At 68.2% G+C, this 18,123-nt stretch carries 17 protein-coding genes; 5 read left to right on the forward strand and 12 right to left on the reverse strand.

Going from position 1 to position 18,123, the window contains the following annotated elements; all coding sequences use genetic code 11:
• Positions 1 to 111: 111 nt before the first annotated feature.
• From IEV93_RS15955 to IEV93_RS15995, 9 genes are all read right to left on the reverse strand, one after another.
• Positions 112 to 1,356, reverse strand: coding sequence for an MFS transporter (locus tag IEV93_RS15955; RefSeq protein WP_188490955.1), 1,245 nt, complete (start codon positions 1,354 to 1,356; stop codon positions 112 to 114).
• The gene (locus IEV93_RS15960; RefSeq protein ID WP_188490956.1) at positions 1,349 to 2,842 is read right to left on the reverse strand and encodes an FAD/NAD(P)-binding protein; all 1,494 of its coding nucleotides are present in this window, start codon (positions 2,840 to 2,842) and stop codon (positions 1,349 to 1,351) included. The genes IEV93_RS15955 and IEV93_RS15960 overlap by 8 nt, the downstream gene beginning before the upstream one ends.
• A gap of 216 nt (positions 2,843 to 3,058) precedes the next feature.
• Positions 3,059 to 4,666, reverse strand: a complete 1,608-nt coding sequence (locus tag IEV93_RS15965) for a monocarboxylic acid transporter (RefSeq protein ID WP_188490957.1) — start codon at positions 4,664 to 4,666, stop codon at positions 3,059 to 3,061.
• The gene (locus IEV93_RS15970) at positions 4,663 to 5,019 is read right to left on the reverse strand and encodes a DUF485 domain-containing protein (RefSeq protein ID WP_188490958.1); all 357 of its coding nucleotides are present in this window, start codon (positions 5,017 to 5,019) and stop codon (positions 4,663 to 4,665) included. The genes IEV93_RS15965 and IEV93_RS15970 overlap by 4 nt, the downstream gene beginning before the upstream one ends.
• Positions 5,020 to 5,181: 162 nt before the next feature.
• Positions 5,182 to 6,936 (reverse strand): sodium/solute symporter, encoded by a 1,755-nt coding sequence (locus IEV93_RS15975; RefSeq protein WP_188491655.1) that lies wholly within the window; start codon positions 6,934 to 6,936, stop codon positions 5,182 to 5,184.
• 31 nt (positions 6,937 to 6,967) lie between these two features.
• Positions 6,968 to 7,342 (reverse strand): DUF485 domain-containing protein, encoded by a 375-nt coding sequence (locus IEV93_RS15980; protein ID WP_188490959.1) that lies wholly within the window; start codon positions 7,340 to 7,342, stop codon positions 6,968 to 6,970.
• A complete protein-coding gene (locus IEV93_RS15985; protein ID WP_229705231.1) occupies positions 7,339 to 8,166 on the reverse strand; it encodes a LytR/AlgR family response regulator transcription factor in 828 nt (275 codons plus the stop codon). The genes IEV93_RS15980 and IEV93_RS15985 overlap by 4 nt, the downstream gene beginning before the upstream one ends.
• Before the next feature lie 68 nt (positions 8,167 to 8,234).
• Positions 8,235 to 9,437, reverse strand: coding sequence for a sensor histidine kinase (locus IEV93_RS15990; protein WP_188490960.1), 1,203 nt, complete (start codon positions 9,435 to 9,437; stop codon positions 8,235 to 8,237).
• Positions 9,438 to 9,478: 41 nt separating this feature from the next.
• Entirely contained in the window at positions 9,479 to 9,775 is a 297-nt protein-coding gene (locus IEV93_RS15995) for a hypothetical protein (protein WP_188490961.1), read from the reverse strand.
• A gap of 228 nt (positions 9,776 to 10,003) precedes the next feature.
• On the opposite strand from IEV93_RS15995, the gene IEV93_RS22685 reads away from it, so the two are divergent.
• The 5 genes from IEV93_RS22685 to IEV93_RS16020 all read left to right on the forward strand — a co-directional run bounded on the left by IEV93_RS22685 (position 10,004) and on the right by IEV93_RS16020 (position 16,884).
• On the forward strand, positions 10,004 to 10,933 hold the full coding sequence (locus tag IEV93_RS22685; RefSeq protein WP_308691289.1) for a mycothiol transferase: 930 nt from the start codon (positions 10,004 to 10,006) through the stop codon (positions 10,931 to 10,933).
• Between the two features lie 144 nt (positions 10,934 to 11,077).
• Positions 11,078 to 12,802 carry an HNH endonuclease signature motif containing protein gene (locus tag IEV93_RS16005; protein ID WP_188490962.1) on the forward strand — a complete coding sequence of 575 codons (1,725 nt, stop codon included), beginning with the start codon at positions 11,078 to 11,080 and terminating at the stop codon, positions 12,800 to 12,802.
• 260 nt (positions 12,803 to 13,062) lie between these two features.
• Positions 13,063 to 14,247, forward strand: a complete 1,185-nt coding sequence (locus IEV93_RS16010; RefSeq protein ID WP_188490963.1) for a Cmx/CmrA family chloramphenicol efflux MFS transporter — start codon at positions 13,063 to 13,065, stop codon at positions 14,245 to 14,247.
• A 57-nt stretch (positions 14,248 to 14,304) separates the two neighbouring features.
• The gene (locus IEV93_RS16015) at positions 14,305 to 14,901 is read left to right on the forward strand and encodes an AAA family ATPase (protein ID WP_188490964.1); all 597 of its coding nucleotides are present in this window, start codon (positions 14,305 to 14,307) and stop codon (positions 14,899 to 14,901) included.
• 354 nt (positions 14,902 to 15,255) lie between these two features.
• Positions 15,256 to 16,884: a DUF6777 domain-containing protein gene (locus IEV93_RS16020; protein WP_188490965.1), complete on the forward strand. Its 1,629-nt coding sequence runs from the start codon at positions 15,256 to 15,258 to the stop codon at positions 16,882 to 16,884.
• 25 nt (positions 16,885 to 16,909) lie between these two features.
• Here the strand turns inward: IEV93_RS16020 and IEV93_RS16025 are convergent, their stop codons facing one another.
• Genes IEV93_RS16025 through IEV93_RS16035 form a run of 3 tightly spaced genes read right to left on the reverse strand, consistent with a single transcriptional unit; the run spans position 16,910 to position 18,086 of the window.
• Complete coding sequence (locus IEV93_RS16025; protein ID WP_188490966.1) at positions 16,910 to 17,344, reverse strand: PRC-barrel domain-containing protein; 435 nt, start codon at positions 17,342 to 17,344, stop codon at positions 16,910 to 16,912.
• Entirely contained in the window at positions 17,344 to 17,940 is a 597-nt protein-coding gene (locus tag IEV93_RS16030; RefSeq protein WP_188490967.1) for a PRC-barrel domain-containing protein, read from the reverse strand. Before IEV93_RS16030 ends, IEV93_RS16025 begins: the two co-directional genes overlap by 1 nt.
• On the reverse strand, positions 17,937 to 18,086 hold the full coding sequence (locus IEV93_RS16035) for a hypothetical protein (protein WP_188490968.1): 150 nt from the start codon (positions 18,084 to 18,086) through the stop codon (positions 17,937 to 17,939). The genes IEV93_RS16030 and IEV93_RS16035 overlap by 4 nt, the downstream gene beginning before the upstream one ends.
• Between the last annotated feature and the right edge of the window lie 37 nt (positions 18,087 to 18,123).

The following is an 18,123-nucleotide window of genomic DNA, read 5'->3' on the forward strand; positions in this document are numbered from 1 at the left end:
TGGGCACCTACACCCGCCAGTTGGGCACCTACACCCGCCAGTTGGGCACCTACGACCATCGGTTGGGCAGGTAAGTGCCCAACTGATGGTTCTACGTGCCCAACTGGCGGGTCAGCGGGCGGGCTGGGGTTCGCGCGGTTGCGCCTCGTCCGAGACGGTAGCTGCGGGACGGCGTCGCCGATCCAGCCCCAGTCGCGTCAGGGTGATGGCCATCAACGCCAGCGCGGGGGTACCGATGGCGATCGCGATGGGGGCGATCGTGCGCAGGTGCAGTGCCTCGATGATCGAACTGTAGAGCGCGCCACTGGCCATCTGGACGAAGAAGAACAGTCCGGCACCGACTCCCTGTGCGGGCAGGTTCAGCGAAATCAGCCCGCTCTGCGCGTGCGGGATCGCCGCACCGACACCGACGTACGTCACGGCCAGCGGGACGACGAGCGCGAAGACCGAGTCGACCCCGGAGACGGCGAGTGCGATGACGACGGTCGCGCCGATCCCGCCGATCGAGGTGCCGAGCAGATAGGCGCGGGCGTGCGAGCTCATCCGGCGGATCAGGACGCTGCCGCTGATGTAGCCGATCGCCGGGATCATCAGCAGCAGTCCGTACTCGATCCGCGACACCCGGTGGATCCCCTGCAGCAGATACGCCGACTGTTCGATGAACAGGAAGTAGCTCATCCAGGCCAGCGAGATCACCGCCGCGTGCCAGTAGAACCCGCTGCGCCGCAACGCCGCACCGATCCCGGCCGCGATCGACGACGGTCGGACCGCGACCGGCGTCGTCGGACGGGCCGACGGCACCAGCCGGTAGAACGCGAACGCCAAGATCAGACCCACCGCGGCCAGCACCCCGAACAGCGAACGCCACGTCGCGATCTCGATGAGCGAGGCTCCCACGAACGGGGACAGCGCCGGTGTCGCCGCGATGACGATCGACAGCGACGTGAGGATCTGCATCCGCTCGGACTCCGGATAGCGCCGCTGGATCACCAGTCGGCAGAGCACGGTCGCCGAGGTGCCCCCGATGGCCTGGACCACCCGGGCGCCGGCGAGCACACCGACGGTCGGTGCCGTCGCGGCGAGCACACCGCCGATCGCGAACAACACCAGTCCCCACACCTGCAGGGTCCGGGCGTCGAAGCGGTCGGCCAGCACCCCGGCGGCGAACATCGAGATCGCGTATCCGGCCATGTATCCCGACAACGTCAACTGGATCGCCGACACCGACGTACCGAGGTCGGCGGCCATGTCCGGGATCGACGGGTTGAGCAGACTCAGGCCCAGCTGCGGCACCATTACCGCGACGAGCAACATCACCGTCGCGTGCCGACGGGGCAGGGACATCAATTCAGACATAGGTGGCCTCCGACCGGTTCGACGTCATCGATTCGTCGGCGATGTGGCGTGCCACCGACCGCGCGCGGCGACGGATCTTGCCCATGCTGCTGATGTAGTAGAGATCTCCCGAGGCGATCTCACCGATCACGTACATGCCGGGGACCGCCTGTCCCGACGCGTCGAGCAACGCATTGGTACCGACGTCCACGCGCAGTCCGCCGTAGGGATTGCGCTGCGCCAATCCGCGGTACAGCAGCGACGACACCAGGCTCGCGGCGGCCGGCGACGGCGCTCCGGCCGGGGTCCGCGTCGCGTTGACCGCGTGTTCCACCGATTCCCGGGTCCCGTCGGCGAAGCGGATGCCGAAACCGGTCCGTCCCGGATCCACGTCGCGGACGCCTGCGGAGATGCTCAACGCTCCATCGCTGAGCATCAGCCCGAGCCGTCGCGCGCTCTTGGCGGGCAACGGGTTCGACAGCGCCGCGAACGCGGCGTGCGTCGTGGACAGGAACGTCGCCCGGGCCGGGCGGGTCATCGCCGCCCAGATCTCGTTGACGTAGTGCTGGGCGATCCCGATGACCAGGCGTTGCACCGCGACATCGACCGATCCGGTGGCAACCGCCATCTCGGCCAGTCGCTCGGCGGCCGGTTGCGAGATCTCACGGAACGCGGCCCGGACCTCCGATCGTCGGATTCCCTCGCCCAGGGCGAGATAGTCGACGATGTGCAGGACGTCCTCCCACTCGAGGCCGCCGCGTTTGCGGGTGACCCGCATGATGAGGGCGGAGATGTCGGGGTCGAAGTCCAGCGGCGAGACGATCGCCCGGGCGTCGGGCAGGATCCCGTGTCGCGACACCATCGTGAGGTGCCCGCGCCAGCCGCGCGCCCGCACCGCGAGCGCGACGTCGACGGCACTGAGTCCGGTACCGATCACGGCGGCCGACTGTGTGGCCGCCACGTCGTCGATCCAACCGCTGGTGGGGTACGGATCCGGTGTGTAGGACGCGACGCCGTGCAGGTTGTACGGGTCGGCAGGCGGGCTCGATCCGAGCGCCAGCACCACCACGTCGTGGACTGCCTCCGCCCGGACGCCGTCGCCGGAATCCACGGTCAGACGCCATCCTCGGTCACGCGGGGCGATGTCGATGACGCGTCCGGAGACAAAGCCGAGTCGCTCGCCGAAGTGCGACGCGGCGGTGTCGGCGGAGTCGGTCAGGTAGCGGCCGTAGAGGCTGCGGGGCACGAAGCTGTGTTCGTCCTCGTCCAGCCATTCCGGCGCGTGTGCCCGAACCCAGTCGTGGAATTCGTCGGGCCACGAGTCCGACACCGACATGGCGAACACCTGGCGGTTGAGGATCGCCGAATCGGCGTTCTCGCAGTACGCACGGCCCGGGCCGAGGGGCCGGTCGGCGTAGACACTGACATCGAGCCGGTCGGAGTTCGGCAGTTGCCGCAGCAGGCTCACCGCCGCGGCGCCGCCACCCACGATTCCGATCGAGACCATGCAGCGCTCCACTTCCCTGGACAACTAGTTAGCCAGGGTAGTTAAACACCACACGTCCGAATCGCACCAGATGGTCGGAAAGAGACGTTCGTTACGTTCTGCGGCCAAATGCATTAGCCTGCATGCATTTACGATCACCGCGAGCCGCGCGGAGAGTTCGCCGCCGCGACACCCGCCGGCAACCCCCACCCCGGTTGGGGTGGGGGTTGAGAGGGGCTAGTGCGAGACCGCCTTCTCCACACCGACACCGGTGAGCGAGCGGACCTCCATCTCGGCCTGCTTCGCCGCGCTCTCCTGCCTACGACGTCCGACCCAGGTGCCGATGACCGCGAGCAGGAAGCCTGCCGGGATGGAGACGATGCCGGGGTTCGACATCGGGAAGATGTCGAAGTTGGCGTCGGGGAACATCGAGGTCGGCTTGCCGGAGACCGCGGGCGAGATCACGATCAACCCGATGCAGACGATCAGACCCCCGTAGATGCTGAACAGCGCACCGGTGGTGTTGAACTTCCGCCAGAACAGCGAGAAGAGCAGCGTCGGAAGGTTGGCCGAGGCGGCGACGGCGAAGGCCAGCGCCACCAGGAACGCGATGTTCTGCCCCATGGCGAGGATGCCCAGCACGATCGAGACGACACCGATGACGACCACGGTGATCCGCGAGACGCGGACCTGCTGCTCCTCGGATGCGTTGCCGCGCTTGATGACACTGGCGTACACGTCGTGGGCGAACGAGGCCGACGCGGTGATGGCCAGTCCGGCGACGACGGCGAGGATGGTCGCAAAGGCGACCGCCGAGATCACCGCGAGGAAGATCGTGCCGCCGAGCTCGAACGCGAGCAGCGGTGCCGCGGCGTTCTCCTTGCCGGGTGCGGCCAGGATCTTCTCCGGGCCGACCATCCGGGCCGCGCCGTAGCCCAGCACCAGCGTGAACAGGTAGAACGCGCCGATGAGGCCGATGGCCCAGGTGACCGATCGACGGGCCTCCTTGGCGGTGGGCACGGTGTAGAAGCGCATCAGCACGTGCGGGAGTCCGGCGGTGCCGAGGACCAGGGCGATACCGAGCGAGATGAAGTCCAGCCGCGACATCGCGCTGATGCCGTACTTCGCGCCCGGCGCGAGGATGTCCTTGCTGGAGTTGGCCTGTGCGTCGGCGAGCAGCGTCGAGAAGTTGCCCTTCACCGCCAGCAGCACGAGCACGAACATGATGCCGGCGCCGAGGATCAGCAGCACCGCCTTGACCATCTGGACGTAGGTGGTGCCCTTCATGCCGCCGACGAGCACGTAGACGATCATCAGGACACCGACCACGGCGACCACGACGCCCTGACCGAACTTGCCGTCGATGTTGAGCAGCAGCGCGACGAGTCCACCGGCACCGGCCATCTGGGCCAGCAGGTAGAACAGCGACACCGTCAGCGTGGAGAGTGCCGCCGCCATGCGGACCGGGCGTTCTTTCAACCGGAAGCTCAGGACGTCGGCCATGGTGAAGCGGCCGGTGTTGCGCAGCAGCTCCGCGACGAGGAGCAGCGCAACCAGCCATGCGACGAGGAATCCGACGCTGTAGAGGAACCCGTCGTAACCGTAGACGGCGATGGCGCCGGCGATGCCGAGGAACGACGCGGCCGACAGGTAGTCGCCGGCGATCGCGAAGCCGTTCTGCGGACCGGAGAACTGACCGCCACCGGTGTAGAAGTCGGAGGCCTTCTTCGTGGTGCGGCTGGCGCGGATCACGATCGTCATGGTGATGACGACGAACGCCACGAAGATGGCGATGTTGAGGATCGGGCTACCGACCGCGGTGGATTCTGCGGCGAGAGTGGTCATGAGAGCGGGCCTTCCAGCTCGTCGCGGATGGCGGCTGCGCGCGGGTCGAGATCGCGGTTGGCGAAGCGCACGTAGATCGCGGTGATCACGAACGTCGACACGAACTGCCCGAGGCCGAGGATGATGCCGAGGTTGACGTTGCCGAAGACCTTGGTGGCCATGAAGTCCGTCGCGTAGGTCGCGAGCAGGACGTACAGGGCGTACCAGGCGAGGAAGAACCCGGTCAGCGGGAAGACGAAGCGACGCAGCCGACTGCGGAGTTCCTGGAACTCCGGGGACGCCTGCATGTCGATGAACGCCTGCTCGTCCGGAGCCTTCCGCGCGGGAGACCGTTCCGGGCTCGATGTGGTCATGACAACTCCTGATGTGATCGGGATTGCGAGTTGCCTGCAGACAGTAGTGAGAGCCAGGTCACAAAATGACGTGGTCGCGCCAGTCACACGCCGAGCTGCGAGAGTGTGCGACGAACGGTCGCTGTGGTGCGACGAGCGGCACGGCGGATCGGTACGTCCGGGCTAGAGATTGGCCTCGCGGTCGCGTCCCACGCCGAGTCGTTCGGGTGCGTGCAGTCGGGTCAGGACCCGCGCGACGTCGGTCGGGATCCGGTCAGAAGTCCACAGTGAGACGCCGATCATCACCGCGAAGGCCAACGGGACGCTGATCGCGGCGGGGTATCCGACCAGCACCGACGGCCATCCACCCCAGAGGTCGTCGGGGAAACCGCCGACCGCCGTGGTCAGGGACGCTCCCCCGGCCACGACGCCACCGACGATCAGTCCCGCGGCTGCGCCGACAGCGGTCAATCCGCGCCACCAGACGCCGAGCACCAGCAGCGGGCACAGCGTGGACGCGGCGACCGCGAAGACCAGACCGACGCTGCGCGACAGGTCGACCGACGTGACGCCGACGGCCAGCAGCACCGGGATCACCCCGGCGAGCAACGATGCGAGCCGGAAGTCGCGCACCCGTCCTCGCAGCACGTCGGTGCTCACGACGCCGGCCACGCTGACCAGCAGTCCCGACGACGTCGCCAGGAACGCCGCGATCGCGCCGGCCGCGACCAGAGCGGCGAGCAGCTGCCCGCCGATCCCGGAGACCACCGACCCCGGCAGGAGCAGCACCGCGGCGTCGGAACCGCCGGTGATGAGCAGCTGCGGGACCCAGAGTCGGGCGAAGGCACCGAGCAGCGTCGGGAAGAGGTAGAACACCGAGAGCAGTCCGACCACGGCGAGCGACGTCCGGCGCGCGGCCCGCCCGTCGGGGTTGGTGTAGAAGCGCACCAGCACATGGGGTAATCCCATGGTGCCCAAAAAGATACCGATGATCAGCGAGTAGACCTGGTACATCGGGTGGTCGCCGCCGAATCCCCAGCCCGGGGTCGCCCACTGCTCGTGGGTGGCGGGCGCTCCGGCCACCACCGGCACCGACGATCCCGCCGCGAGCACCACCGACGTCCCCGACGTCAGCTCGTGATCACCCGCGGTGAGTCGGATCGGTCCCGACACCGCCTTGCCGTCGATGGTCCCGGTCGCGGTCACCTGCAGCGGCTCGGCGACCTGGACGATGACGTCGGTGGTGACGTCGACGGTGGTCTGTTCGGTGACCGTCGGCGGCGCGCTGGACCCGAGATCGTGGTCGCCGCCGTAGAAGTGCAGCGCCAGGACGACGGTGGGCACGGCGATCGCCGTCAGCTTCAACCAGTACTGAAACGCCTGCACGAACGTGATCGACCGCATCCCGCCGCCGATGACGTTGGCGATCACGATGAGCCCGACCACCACCGCGCCCACCCACGGCGGGATCCCCAGCAGGATGTTGAGCGTGAGTCCGGCGCCCTGCAGCTGCGGGACCAGGTAGAGGATGCAGATGAGGACCACCACAGCGGTGGCGAGCTTGCGTAGTCGCGTCGACCCGAGGCGGAACTCGGCGAAGTCAGGGACGGTGTAGGCCCCGGAACGACGCAGGGGTGCTGCGACGAACAGCAGGAGTCCGACGTAGCCGGCGGTGAATCCGATCGGATACCAGAGCGCGTCGGCGCCGTACTTCGCGATGAGCCCTGCGACACCGAGAAACGACGCGGCCGACAGGTACTCACCGGAGATGGCCGCGGCGTTCCAGTTCGAGCCGACGCTGCGCGAGGCGACGAGGAAGTCCGAGGTGGTTCGCGCGAGGCGCACTCCGTATGCGCCGATCGCCACCGTCGCGACGGCCGCGGCGACCAACGCGATCACCGTCGGCACCGGGACCGACGAACCGGTCAGCCCGTTCATCATCGTCTGCTCATCGTGGGTTCGTGGACCATCAGTCGTCGACGAGGTCGCCGAACTCCTGCTCGTTGCGATCCGCGGAGCGGTTGTAGACCCAGCACACCGCGAGCAGCAGTGGGTACACCGCGAACCCGAGCAGGATCCACGACAGACGGATACCGAGGATCGTCACCGCCCCGGCGTCCGGGAACAGGGCCAGCAGCAGCGGGATGGCGCAGAGGACACCGAGGGTGACGCCGGCCAGGCGCAGCGCGAGTCCGAGCTGGGCACGCATGAGGCCGCGGATCAAAGCGTCCCCGACCTCGGTCTGCTCCTGCACCTCGACGCGGGTGCGGACCGTGCGCGCGCCGCGTCGGGTGGCGAGTACGACGCGTTCGCGTCGGGGCGGGCCGTCCGACGGCGTGCTCATCGGGAGCCCCGGGTCGGGCGGGGGCTCGGCACCAGACGGTCCTTGAGTTCGCGGGTGTGTCGTCGGCTGACGGGGAGCTCGACGGGCGCACCGTCACGCTGGGACCGCAGCACCACCACCGTGGCCGATCCCGCGGTCCGGATGCCGGTCACCAGCGGCAACGACACCAGGAACGACCGGTGCACGCGCACGAATCCTGCGTGCGCCCAGCGGGTCTCGAGAGTGGAGATCGGGATGCGGACCAGGTGCGAGCCGGCGGCGGTGTGCAGGCGGGCGTAGTCGCCCTCGGCCTCCACCCATTCGACCGAGGAGCGGTGCACCAGCGTCGTCGCCCCGCCCATCTCGACGCCGATGATCTCGTCGGCCGTGTCGTCGGCCGACGGGCCCGACGACACGTCGGCCGGGTCCCGACTCCCCCGTGCGTCGACGACGCGGCGCACCGACTCGGCGAGCCGTTGTGCACGTAGGGGTTTGAGGAGGTAGTCGACGGCGCCGAGGTCGAAGGCGCGCACCGCGCGGTCGTCGTGGGCGGTCACGAACACCACCGCGGGTGGGTCCGCGAACGCGGCCAGCACGCCGGCGAGTTCGAGCCCGTCGAGTCCGGGCATGTTGATGTCGAGGAACACCGCGTCGATGGCCGACGGTCGCGCGTCGTTGATCAGGCGGAGCGCGGTCGTGGCATCGGCGGCGGTCAGCACCTCGCCCACCTGATCCTGCGCCCGCAGCAGGTAGGACAGTTCGTCGAGCGCCGGCCACTCGTCGTCGACCGCGAGCACCGTCAGGGCAGCGGTCGGTGCGGCGGCGGTCCCAGAAGTATCGGTCACGGGGGTCTCGGTCCCAGAGGTGTCGATCACAGTGGACCCATCGTGCCACCGGTTGGTCCGGTCGGTGCTCACACGGCGATACCGGGACGGAATTTCGGGACCCGCATGCTGACCTTGGTGCCTGCGCCGGGCGCGGTCTCGACGACGAGTCCGTAGTCGTTGCCGAACGCGGCGCGGAGGCGATCGTCGACGTTGGCCAGGCCGACGTGGGCGTTCTCGATCGCGCTCGGTCCCGACGCGCCGGAGGTGATGGCGTCGAGGTCGCCCGAGCGCAACAGTTCGGGGTCCATGCCGATGCCGTCGTCCTCGACGCTGATGACGCAGTCGGTGCCCTCGTCGGCGGCGATGATCGTCACCGTCCCTCCGGCCGGTTTGCTGGAGATGCCATGACGTACCGCGTTTTCCACGAGCGGCTGCAGCGCCAGGAACGGGAGCACCACGTTGAGCACCTCGGGGGCCACCTGCAGACGCACCTCCAGGGCGCTGCCGAACCGGGCGCGTTCGAGCGTCAGGTAGCGGTCGATGTTGCGCAGTTCGTCGGCCAGCACGGTGTACTCCCCGGCCGATCGGAACGAGTACCGGGTGAAGTCGGCGAACTCGAGGATCAGCTCGCGGGCCTGCTCGGGGTCGGTGCGGACGAACGACGCGACGGTGCCGAGCGCGTTGTAGATGAAATGCGGGCTGATCTGAGCTCGCAGTGCACGGACCTCGGCGCGGTCGAGTCGGGCGCGTGACGCGTCGAGTTCGGCGAGTTCGATCTGGCTGCCCGCGTATCGGGCGACCTCGGTGATGGCCGACAGCATGCCGGGGCCGGGTTGGGCGCGGCTGACCACGCCCATGACCCCGACCGACCGCGACTCGTCGACCAGTGGTTGGACGATGAGGGCACGCACCCCGGGTTCGTCGAGGTCGGCGCCCGTGATGAGGATGCGTCGCCCCTCGTCGGCGGCGCGGGTCGCGGCGTCGGCGAAGGCCGGAGCCAGGCATTCATAGGGACCGGTCCACGCGAGGACGGTTCCGTCGGCGTCGGCGAGCCCGAGTGCGTCAGCCGACGTCAGCGCACGCAGGTGCGGGGCGGCCTCGGCGGCCGAGTCGGTGTCGAGTCCCCGCCGCAGCGGGCGCGCCGCGAGCGATGCAGTGTGCAGGGTGGCGTGCACCGCACGCTCGGCCGGGGTCGTCAGGGTGGGGCGGGTGCGCACGCGCAAGGCGACGACGGCCACCGCGACAGCCACCACCGCGATCACGGCGATCACGATCGTGGCGCCGGACATCAGCTGCTCGTCACGGCGCTGTGCTCATCACGGCTCCGGGGTCAGCGATCCGCGACCGCGTAGGTGACGCCGGCGACCGCCGTGGTCACAGACAACACCGACGGCCAGGCGCCGATCTTCTTCGCCAGCGGATGCGATCCGCCGAACGCTCCGAGATACCCGGCCAGGAGCGCGCCGGCGACGACCGGGCCCTGCGACCGAGACCACTCGCGCGTCGACCATGCTCCGGCCGCAGCGAGTACGACGCCGCCCAACGGACGGATGCCGCTGTAGCGGGCGGTGGCGAATCCGCCGATGAGACCGGCGGCGACAACGGGTGCGGTGGGTGTGGTGGTCACCCGGCGACTGTACCGTCGTTGTGGAAGGCCAAACCTGCCCAAGGCCCGACCGCGCGGCATCTCCCGCCGCCGATCGTTCACAGCCCGAATCTCGCGTGATTCATCCGCGCCGGCCCTCGACGCCACTCCCCGAGCGCCCACACGCGATTCGCGCTGTCACATCACCCGTACTCCCCTGATCGGCATCAGCCGCTCGGGTCATCACTCGTCGACCGAGGAGCCGACCGCATGCAGACCCACACATCACCGAATGACGACGACCGCAAGATCATCGAGAACCGACTCGATGTCAATCGGCGCGCTCTCATCGACACCGCACGCGGGCTGTCGGATGGAGACGCGCGTCGACGCCTGGTGTCGTCTCTGACCACGCCGATCTCGCTGATCAAACATGCCGCTGCGGCAGAACGGATCTGGTTCCAGCGGTTCTGGGGTCACTTCGCCGAAGCAGAGTGCGACGGCTACTCCCGCCGCGACGAGGGAACGTTCGCCGTCGACGATTCCGAGACGCTCGACGACGTCATCGCCGAATACGAGCGAGCGATACAGGTGTCGCGGACCACCGCCGCCGGGTTCAGCCTGGATGCCGTATTGGTGGAACCCCACGAGGGGCCCGTCAGCATGCGATGGACACTGCTCATGATGATCGCCGAGACGGCCAGACATGCAGGGCACGGCGACATACTGCGTGAGCAGATCCTGACTCCTCGGTCGCCGTCCGTGCAACCCCACTTGCGCGCAACGGATCCCGCTCGGATCGAGCAGGAGATCATCGCGGCCTTCGGGAAGATGCGAACCACCATCTTGACGCGCAACCGACGTGAGCTGGTCGAACTGCACGACGACGAATTCCTGGGCACGGAGCTTCCCGGGAACGTGATCACCGCCGAAGAGCACATTGCGACGACCATGAATTCGCGCGACCTCGAGATGGAGTTCTTCGACATCCGGGTCAAGGCTTTCGGCGACATCGCGTTGTCCTGGGCACGGCAGACCCTGGCCGGTCATCTCGACCCGACTGATCCGGGAACGTCCCCCGCGGTGGCGGCTCGCGTCGAGAAGGAGGGGGTCCACTGGGCGATGTTGGTGGTGTGGCGCCACACGCGTGGCCGGTGGCGGATGCTCTCGTATCAGGTCACGCCCATCACTGACGACTGAGTAGCAGGGGTGAGTCTCGTGTGGACCGCTCGTTGTCCACAGGCTGCGTGACATCTGTTCACCGATGGGAGTGATGGGACGAAACCTATTGCGCCTGTGGATAACTGAATTCACCTGTCGGACCTCTCCAATACAATTGGAAACATGTTCGAGGGGTGGAATCAGGTCGGGGACGCAGCCATGGGGTTGCTGCCCGACCGTGTCGGCGCACCGGTGAACGACGTCCTCGGCGAGATGCGCTACGCCGCCGCCGGACTCGGTTATCTCGAGTGGGTCACCTACCGAGATGCCGCTGAACTGCACACCCAACTCGTCGAGCCCGAGATGGTCACCGACGTCCGCATGCTCGATGCACTGACGCGCTGCGCGACCCGGATCGCCACTCAGCTCAGCATCTCTCAGATGTCCGGGGAGGGCCTGTTGCACCGCGCGATCGCTTTGCGCGACCGGCTCCCCCACGTTCTCGAGTGCATGAGACTCGGGCTCGTCTCACCCCGTCACATCCGGACGATCGTGTCGCGGACTGAACTGATAGACGGACAGGACTACGCAGCCGACGTCGACGCCGCGATCGCGGAGTCTCTACGCCGCAGAGGCTCCTGGTCCGACAACCGGATGCGCGACATGGTCGACCGCATCGTCTACCGCCACGACCCCGACGCCGTGCGCGAACGTCGTCGGCGCGCCCTCGACGACCGCGGCTGCTGGATCGAGCGCGGCGAGGACGGCATGGCCGAGGTCGGCGCCTCGATGTCCGCCGAAAACGCCCTCCTCGCATACAAGAACGTGTGCGACTTGGCCGATCTGGTCTGCGCCGACGACGGTCGCACGAAGGCGCAGCGCCGGAGTGACGCGGCCTTCACGCTGCAGAGCGGCGCCAACTGGGAATGCCTGTGCGGCAACGCCGACTGCGGCGTCACGATTGCCACCCACTCTGATCCCGAACCCGTTCCGGACGAGGGCGGCGGATTCGACGGACCCACAGGCGGCGAGGCGACGTTCGAGGACCCCCGAGACGATCACGCCGATGTCCCGGAGCCGAGCCCGACTCCAACCCGGACACCTACCGACCGTCGGCACTGCAACGCGCCCACAGCACCGAACCGCCAGCAGCGTCGGGCAGCAGCCAGATCCACACGGCTGCATGCCTACACCGATCCTGCGACCGCGAACGGCACCGCCGATCACCCCGGCTTCCTCGATGGATACGGCGTCATCTCCGCCGACCACGTCCGCGATCTGCTCACCGATCCCGGTGTTCGGATGCACGTGCTGGGCAATCGGCACAACGCAGACGGGACGGTTCGGCCGCAACCGTGCACGCAGCCCGCCGACCCGTACCGGCCGTCGACCGCGCTGCGCACCTACGTCCGTGCCCGCGACCAGTACTGCATGTGGCCCGGTTGCAACCGAGCAGCGTGCGACACCGACCTCGACCACACCGACGAATACGACCACGACAACCCCGAACGCGGTGGGCAGACCTCGCCCGCCGGCCTCATTGCTCTGTGCAGATTTCATCACCTGATCAAGACGTTCACCACGTGGCTCACCGATCAGTTCGTCGGCGCCGACGGCAGGATGCGGTTCACGGTGACCACGCCGGAGGGGCTGACGCACGACGGACCGGCGCACACCGGCGAGGACGTCATCCCCGGGCTCAGCGACATCGAGTTCGAGCACCCCCCGGACGAGCCGCCACCAGGCGCCCGCGACACCGACACGGACGAACCGACCAGACGACGCACACGCCTGGAGGACAAGCTCGCCCGCCGGCGCACCGAACGCGAACGCAACCGGGCTCGACGTGAGGCCGACGCAACCGAGCGACGACAAGCGGCCGACGACGACCCGCCGCCACCTTTCTAGTCGTTGCGAGACGAAACGTCGATGTCCTCGCCGGGGGTCGACCTGGTGAGTCTGGGTTCCATGGTGTCCGAGTAGCGTGGCGTCCATGTCGAGCCCCGAATCGGACAGAGCGGGGGCTCACGGTCACACCGTCAGCCCCCTGAATCACTGAGTCCTCAGCCTCCTGCCCAAGCCCGTGTGCGTGGGCAGTCATTCGGGTGTTCCCAGGCCGACCGCGGTGACGAGACGTCCTCTGTCCGTTCCTGCCTCGGAGTAGCTCAATGCCTCTCGCTCTCTACCTGCTCGCCCTCGCGGTCTTCGCCATGGGCACGTCAGAATTCATGCTCGCCGGCCTGGTGCCGGAGATCGCCGCCGGTCTCGACGTATCCGTCGGTTCCGCGGGACTCCTCACCTCCGCGTTCGCGGCCGGGATGATCCTCGGCGCACCCGTCATGGCTGCGTTCGCTCGCCCGTGGCCCGCCCGGAGCATGCTCCTCGGATGCCTCATGATCTTCACGATGTGTCACGTGATCGCTGCGCTCACCCCCTCCTTCGCCGTGCTGTTCGCGACGCGCCTCGTGGCCGCCATGGCGAACGCCGGTTTTCTGGCGGTCGCACTGCGCACCGCCACCCGACTGGTTGCCCCGGACCGGAAGGGCCGAGCCCTCGCAATCCTGTTGTCGGGCACAACCATCGCGATCGTCGCCGGCGTTCCTGCAGGATCCCTGCTCGGCACCGCCCTGGGGTGGCGGGCCACGTTCTGGGCGGTGGCCGTCCTGTGTCTACCGGCAGCGGTCGGGATTGCCACCGGTATCCGTCCCGCCGGACGAACCTCTCTCGGCGAGCCCGACCACGAACCCTCACTGAGGGCCGAGCTCGCTCAACTCCGGACGCCGCACGTGCTCATCGCGATGCTGCTCGGCGCCTTGGTCAACGGTGGGACGTTCGCCGCATTCACTTATCTCGCACCCGTGGTTACCGCGACAGCCGGCCTGGACCCGGTGTGGGTGCCCGTGGCCCTGATGCTGTTCGGCACCGGGTCGTTCGCCGGGATCGTTGTGGCCGGTCGTCTTTCGGATGCACACCCTCGTCTGGTTCTCGGCATCGCGTCGCCCGTTCTGTTCGCAGGGTGGCTGATCCTCGCACTGTGCGCGGCACGCCCCGTGCTGCTGCTCAGCCTGATCATCGTCCAGGGGGTTCTCGCCTTCGCCGTGGGAGGCACGCTCATCGCACGGGTTCTCTACGCGGCGTCAGCAGCGCCCACGATGGGCGGCTCTTACGCGACCGCGGCCCTGAACCTCGGCGCCGCCGCGGGACCGGCAATCGGGGCGCTGGCGCTGGCGGGTCACGACGAGCTGGCACCTGTGTGGGTCGCCGCGGTGCTGACGGGAACCGCGACGCTGATGGTGCTGCCCTCGCTGCGGCTCATCGCACCGCGGGCCCATCGTGTGGCGCCCACCGGGTGAACACGGCGAAACGTTCCGCGAACCGCACACGTCTGACGTCGCCACTAGGCTGGTCTGATGCTGTTGTGGATCAACGGACCGTTCGGGGTCGGGAAGACGCAGACCGCGTTCGAGATACATCGCCGCGCCCCGGGCAGCATCATCTGCGACCCCGAGCAGGTGGGCTTCGGCCTGCATCGCATGATGCCGCGATCGTTGCGCGGCGACTTCCAGGAGCTACGCGCCTGGCGGCAGGGCGTCTACGAGGTCCTCGACCTGACCCTGGCCGAGCACGACGGCCCGGTCATCGCGCCGATGACTCTGGTCAACTCGTACTACTTCGACCAGATCATCGGCCGACTCCGTGACCGCGGCCGCGAGGTCTGCCACGTCACGCTCATGGCCGAGCCGGAGACGGTCCGCGGTCGCATCGGTCGTCGTGGTCTCGGACTGAAGGCGGATCCGTTCGCGGTGTCGAGAGTCGACTCGTCACTCGAGGAGTTGCAGCGCGACGAGTTCGCCACGCACATCGACACCGAGGCACTGAGCATCCCGCAGACGGCCGACCGGATCGGCGAGATCGCCGGGCTGACGCTCGAACCGAACACCGACGGACCCATCCGCAACGCGATCAACCAGGGACTGACCACCGCGCGTCACATCCGACTCGGCTGACACCCCGGGACCCGTCGCTCGGTCGCCCGATCGTCGACATCGCGAATTCGCAAGCGAGAACGCAAAATTTGCTGACTGCGCGGTAGTCGGACCGTGTGGCGGGCCGGCCACCGTCAGTCGAACATACGAACTCCGAGTGGATCGCCGCCGTCGGCCATCGATCCGGACGCGACGGGTCTCTTTGGATTCACCTTCAGAGACGTTGCTGTGGAGCGACTTACAGATTCATTGATCTGTTCGACGGACACCCGCGGCGACTACCGTACCGTTCGCTAGCTCACCTAACCTCAGTACTCGCAACGCAATCGAGATGGTTGAGTTGCCTCCAGCAATTCAATCTGGAGGGGTTTCACGATGTCGATGAACACTGGTCCTGTCGCGGCCGGTCGGCCTGACGAGTCGGCAACGGCCGGCGCGGTCCGCCGCCGCCGAACGATCATCCTGGGTGTGATGGCGGCGGTGCTCGCGATCATCGTGGCGGTGGCGACCGTCATCGTCCTCACCACCCACGACTCCGGCCGATCCGCCGATCTGTCTCTCGTGGCCGAGAACTCAACGGGCGACGACCCGTTCAGCCCTTCGGTCAGTCTCACCAACAAACCGCTGCGCAACGACGTCCGGCTCGCCTCCACCACCGGCACGTACACCGGTCGTGGGGTGCGCGCTGTCGCCGGCAACACCACCGGCCTCTACGGCGGCACGGAGAACTCGACCTGCGACGTGGCCAAGCTGGCCAACTTCCTGTCGCAGAACCCCGACAAGGCACGCGCGTGGTCCGGTGTGTTCGGGATCAGCCGCTCGGAGATCCCCTACTACCTCGACACTCTCACCCCGGTCGTCCTGACCTCCGACACATGGGTGACCAACCACAGCTACGCCGGCGGCGAGGCCACCCCGTTCCAGGCCATCCTGCAGGCGGGAACCGCCGTCCTCGTCGACGACGCCGGAGTACCCCGTGTGCGCTGCTCCTGCGGCAACCCGCTCGCCCCGTCGGCGAGCGCGCCGTTGTCGCGCTACAACGTGACCGGTAACCGCTGGAAGGGCTACCAACCCACCACCGTGGTCTACGTCAGCTACAACACGACCAACAACAACACCACCAACGTCGCGGCTCCTGCGGGCGTCGCCCCCACCCCGGCCGCATTGAGCCTGGTCAACACCGATACCGCGAGCACGCTGATGCGTACCGTCGGCGGCCTGCTCAACCTGACCGGCATGCCGCCTCTGGCCGCTCCCCTGCCCACCGCCGCGTCACTGAACGTGCCGTTCCGCTCCGAGGACGCCGCGGTGCAGTCGGCCAACGGGGTCGGCTCGGGGACTGCGGCACTCGCCGAGTCCGCTTCGCTGGAGGCCCCCGCCCCGGCACCGTCGCAGGTCCGGACGCAGGAGGCCGGCTCGAACCAGGCCGCGCCCCCCGTCGCCGATCCGAACCTCGCGGCTCCCGTGCCCACCACGGCCTCGGCGTCGGCACCGTCGAGCGCCGCCGCTGCACCGCCCGCCGCGCCGAGTCCCGGACTGCCTGTGCCGGAAACCATCCCGTCGACTCCGGCGGCCGCACCCCCGTCGCCGACGAGCTTCACCGGTTCGGGCAGCTCGGTGGTCGCGTTGACCTTCACCACCGCCGACGGTGTGCCGGTCAGCTGCACCATCCCGGAGCCCGTGGCCGAGACGACGACGGTGGAGACCACAACGCCGCCCGAGGTGCCCACCACCACCACGGAGACATCCACCGAGGCGCCGGTCGAGACGACAACCGCCGAACCGACCGTCACCGAGGCGCCGACCGCGATCGTGGTCCCGTCATCGACCGTCACCGTGACGCTGAGCTGCAACTCACCGGTGGTGTACACCGCCGACATCAGTGACCTGACGTCCGCGGCTGCCACGTCCGCCACCGGCTCCGATGGGATCTGGACCGCACCGCTGGACGCTGATGGCGTGCGCGCATCCACCCCGATCGCGACCGCTACCTACGGCCGGTGACGTGGCGGTGGCCAGCTCGTACCGGTCAGTTGCTCCAGTCGATGACGACGGCGTAGGACCCGACACCGATCAATCGGTTGCCCGGTGCGGTCTCCGACTCGAGCACTATGCCGGTGATCGTGCCGGACGTCTCGTCGAACTCGACGTCCTTGACCGACCCGAGTTCCGCACCGGCGGTGCTGAGCACCTTCTTGCCGAGGACCTGGTGGTGTTTGTCGGCGAGCACGGCGACGTCACCGACGGCCGCGGTGATCTTCTCGTCGGACTCGACGGTGACCGCGTCGTCGCCGAATCCCTTGACGTCTTCCCACAGGACCACGTCGCCGTCCTTGGTCTTCTTGACCTCGACGGCCACGACCGACCGCGACGCGGGATCGACGACGAAGCCGGCCACCTTCGCGATGGTCTCGGCGGTGGTGGTGCTGACGACCTTGCGGCCCTTGGCATCTGAGAACAGCATCAGTGGGAGCCCTTCAGGTGTGCGCGGAAGTCGTCGACGGCGGCGCCGAATCCGGCCAGGTCGTCACGAACGAAGTCGACCGCTCCGGCGGGCACCATCAGGTGCTCGGCCGATGCGGCGAGGGTGTCGGGCAGCGGGATGAGGACCTTGGTGCTGTTGGTCTTCAACGCCTCCGACGCCTCGATCTCGTATCCGACGACGTCGCACTGACCGCCGTTGGCGCCACTGACCTCGATGATGACGTCGATGACCTTGCCGAGATCGGTGCCCGAGTCGGTGAGCACCCGCGATCCGAGGACGTTTCCGTGTCCGGAGCCCGAACCCGAGCCGGAGACCCCGGCGAACGCCTCGTCCGGCGAGACCAGGACGTCCTCGCGCAGGATCATCACGGCGTCCGGACCCAGTGCGGCAACCGACTTCCACGCCAGAACCTCTTTGCGCGGGCCGGAGAAGATCCCGCGACCGGCGAGCGTGAAGCCCGCGACCTCGCCGCCACCGGGGGCGTAGACGATGTCCTTGATCTGCGCGACGTCCTCGCCCTGCATCGTCACGACGGGACGCTTGGCCACCTCACCGGCGCGCATCAGGACGCTCATGCGGACTTGTCCCGTGGTGTGGTGTCACCGAGCGAATCGCTGATGATGACCCCGCCCGACCGACGCCGGGCCTGGATGGCGAGAACCGCCCCCACGACGACAGCGATCACCACCACGACGATGATCAACCAGGTCCACCACTGCATAACAACTCCCGGGTCTCGCAGACCGGCACGCGACGGA

The sequence above is a fragment of the Williamsia phyllosphaerae genome, from assembly GCF_014635305.1.
GTDB lineage: Bacteria > Actinomycetota > Actinomycetes > Mycobacteriales > Mycobacteriaceae > Williamsia_A > Williamsia_A phyllosphaerae.

Bases quoted from the DNA above. Each gene is read 5' to 3' on its own strand.
- IEV93_RS15960 (WP_188490956.1), bottom strand. From the start codon at position 2,842: ATGGTCTCGATCGGAATCGTGGGTGGCGGCGCCGCGGCGGTGAGCCTG.
- IEV93_RS22685 (WP_308691289.1), top strand. From the start codon at position 10,004: ATGCAGACCCACACATCACCGAATGACGACGACCGCAAGATCATCGAG.
- IEV93_RS15975 (WP_188491655.1), bottom strand. From the start codon at position 6,936: ATGAACGGGCTGACCGGTTCGTCGGTCCCGGTGCCGACGGTGATCGCG.
- IEV93_RS16020 (WP_188490965.1), top strand. From the start codon at position 15,256: ATGTCGATGAACACTGGTCCTGTCGCGGCCGGTCGGCCTGACGAGTCG.
- IEV93_RS16010 (WP_188490963.1), top strand. From the start codon at position 13,063: ATGCCTCTCGCTCTCTACCTGCTCGCCCTCGCGGTCTTCGCCATGGGC.
- IEV93_RS16025 (WP_188490966.1), bottom strand. From the start codon at position 17,344: ATGCTGTTCTCAGATGCCAAGGGCCGCAAGGTCGTCAGCACCACCACC.
- IEV93_RS16030 (WP_188490967.1), bottom strand. From the start codon at position 17,940: ATGAGCGTCCTGATGCGCGCCGGTGAGGTGGCCAAGCGTCCCGTCGTG.
- IEV93_RS16015 (WP_188490964.1), top strand. From the start codon at position 14,305: ATGCTGTTGTGGATCAACGGACCGTTCGGGGTCGGGAAGACGCAGACC.
- IEV93_RS16035 (WP_188490968.1), bottom strand. From the start codon at position 18,086: ATGCAGTGGTGGACCTGGTTGATCATCGTCGTGGTGGTGATCGCTGTC.
- IEV93_RS15965 (WP_188490957.1), bottom strand. From the start codon at position 4,666: ATGACCACTCTCGCCGCAGAATCCACCGCGGTCGGTAGCCCGATCCTC.
- IEV93_RS15970 (WP_188490958.1), bottom strand. From the start codon at position 5,019: ATGACCACATCGAGCCCGGAACGGTCTCCCGCGCGGAAGGCTCCGGAC.
- IEV93_RS15990 (WP_188490960.1), bottom strand. From the start codon at position 9,437: ATGTCCGGCGCCACGATCGTGATCGCCGTGATCGCGGTGGTGGCTGTC.
- IEV93_RS15955 (WP_188490955.1), bottom strand. From the start codon at position 1,356: ATGTCTGAATTGATGTCCCTGCCCCGTCGGCACGCGACGGTGATGTTG.
- IEV93_RS16005 (WP_188490962.1), top strand. From the start codon at position 11,078: ATGTTCGAGGGGTGGAATCAGGTCGGGGACGCAGCCATGGGGTTGCTG.
- IEV93_RS15980 (WP_188490959.1), bottom strand. From the start codon at position 7,342: ATGAGCACGCCGTCGGACGGCCCGCCCCGACGCGAACGCGTCGTACTC.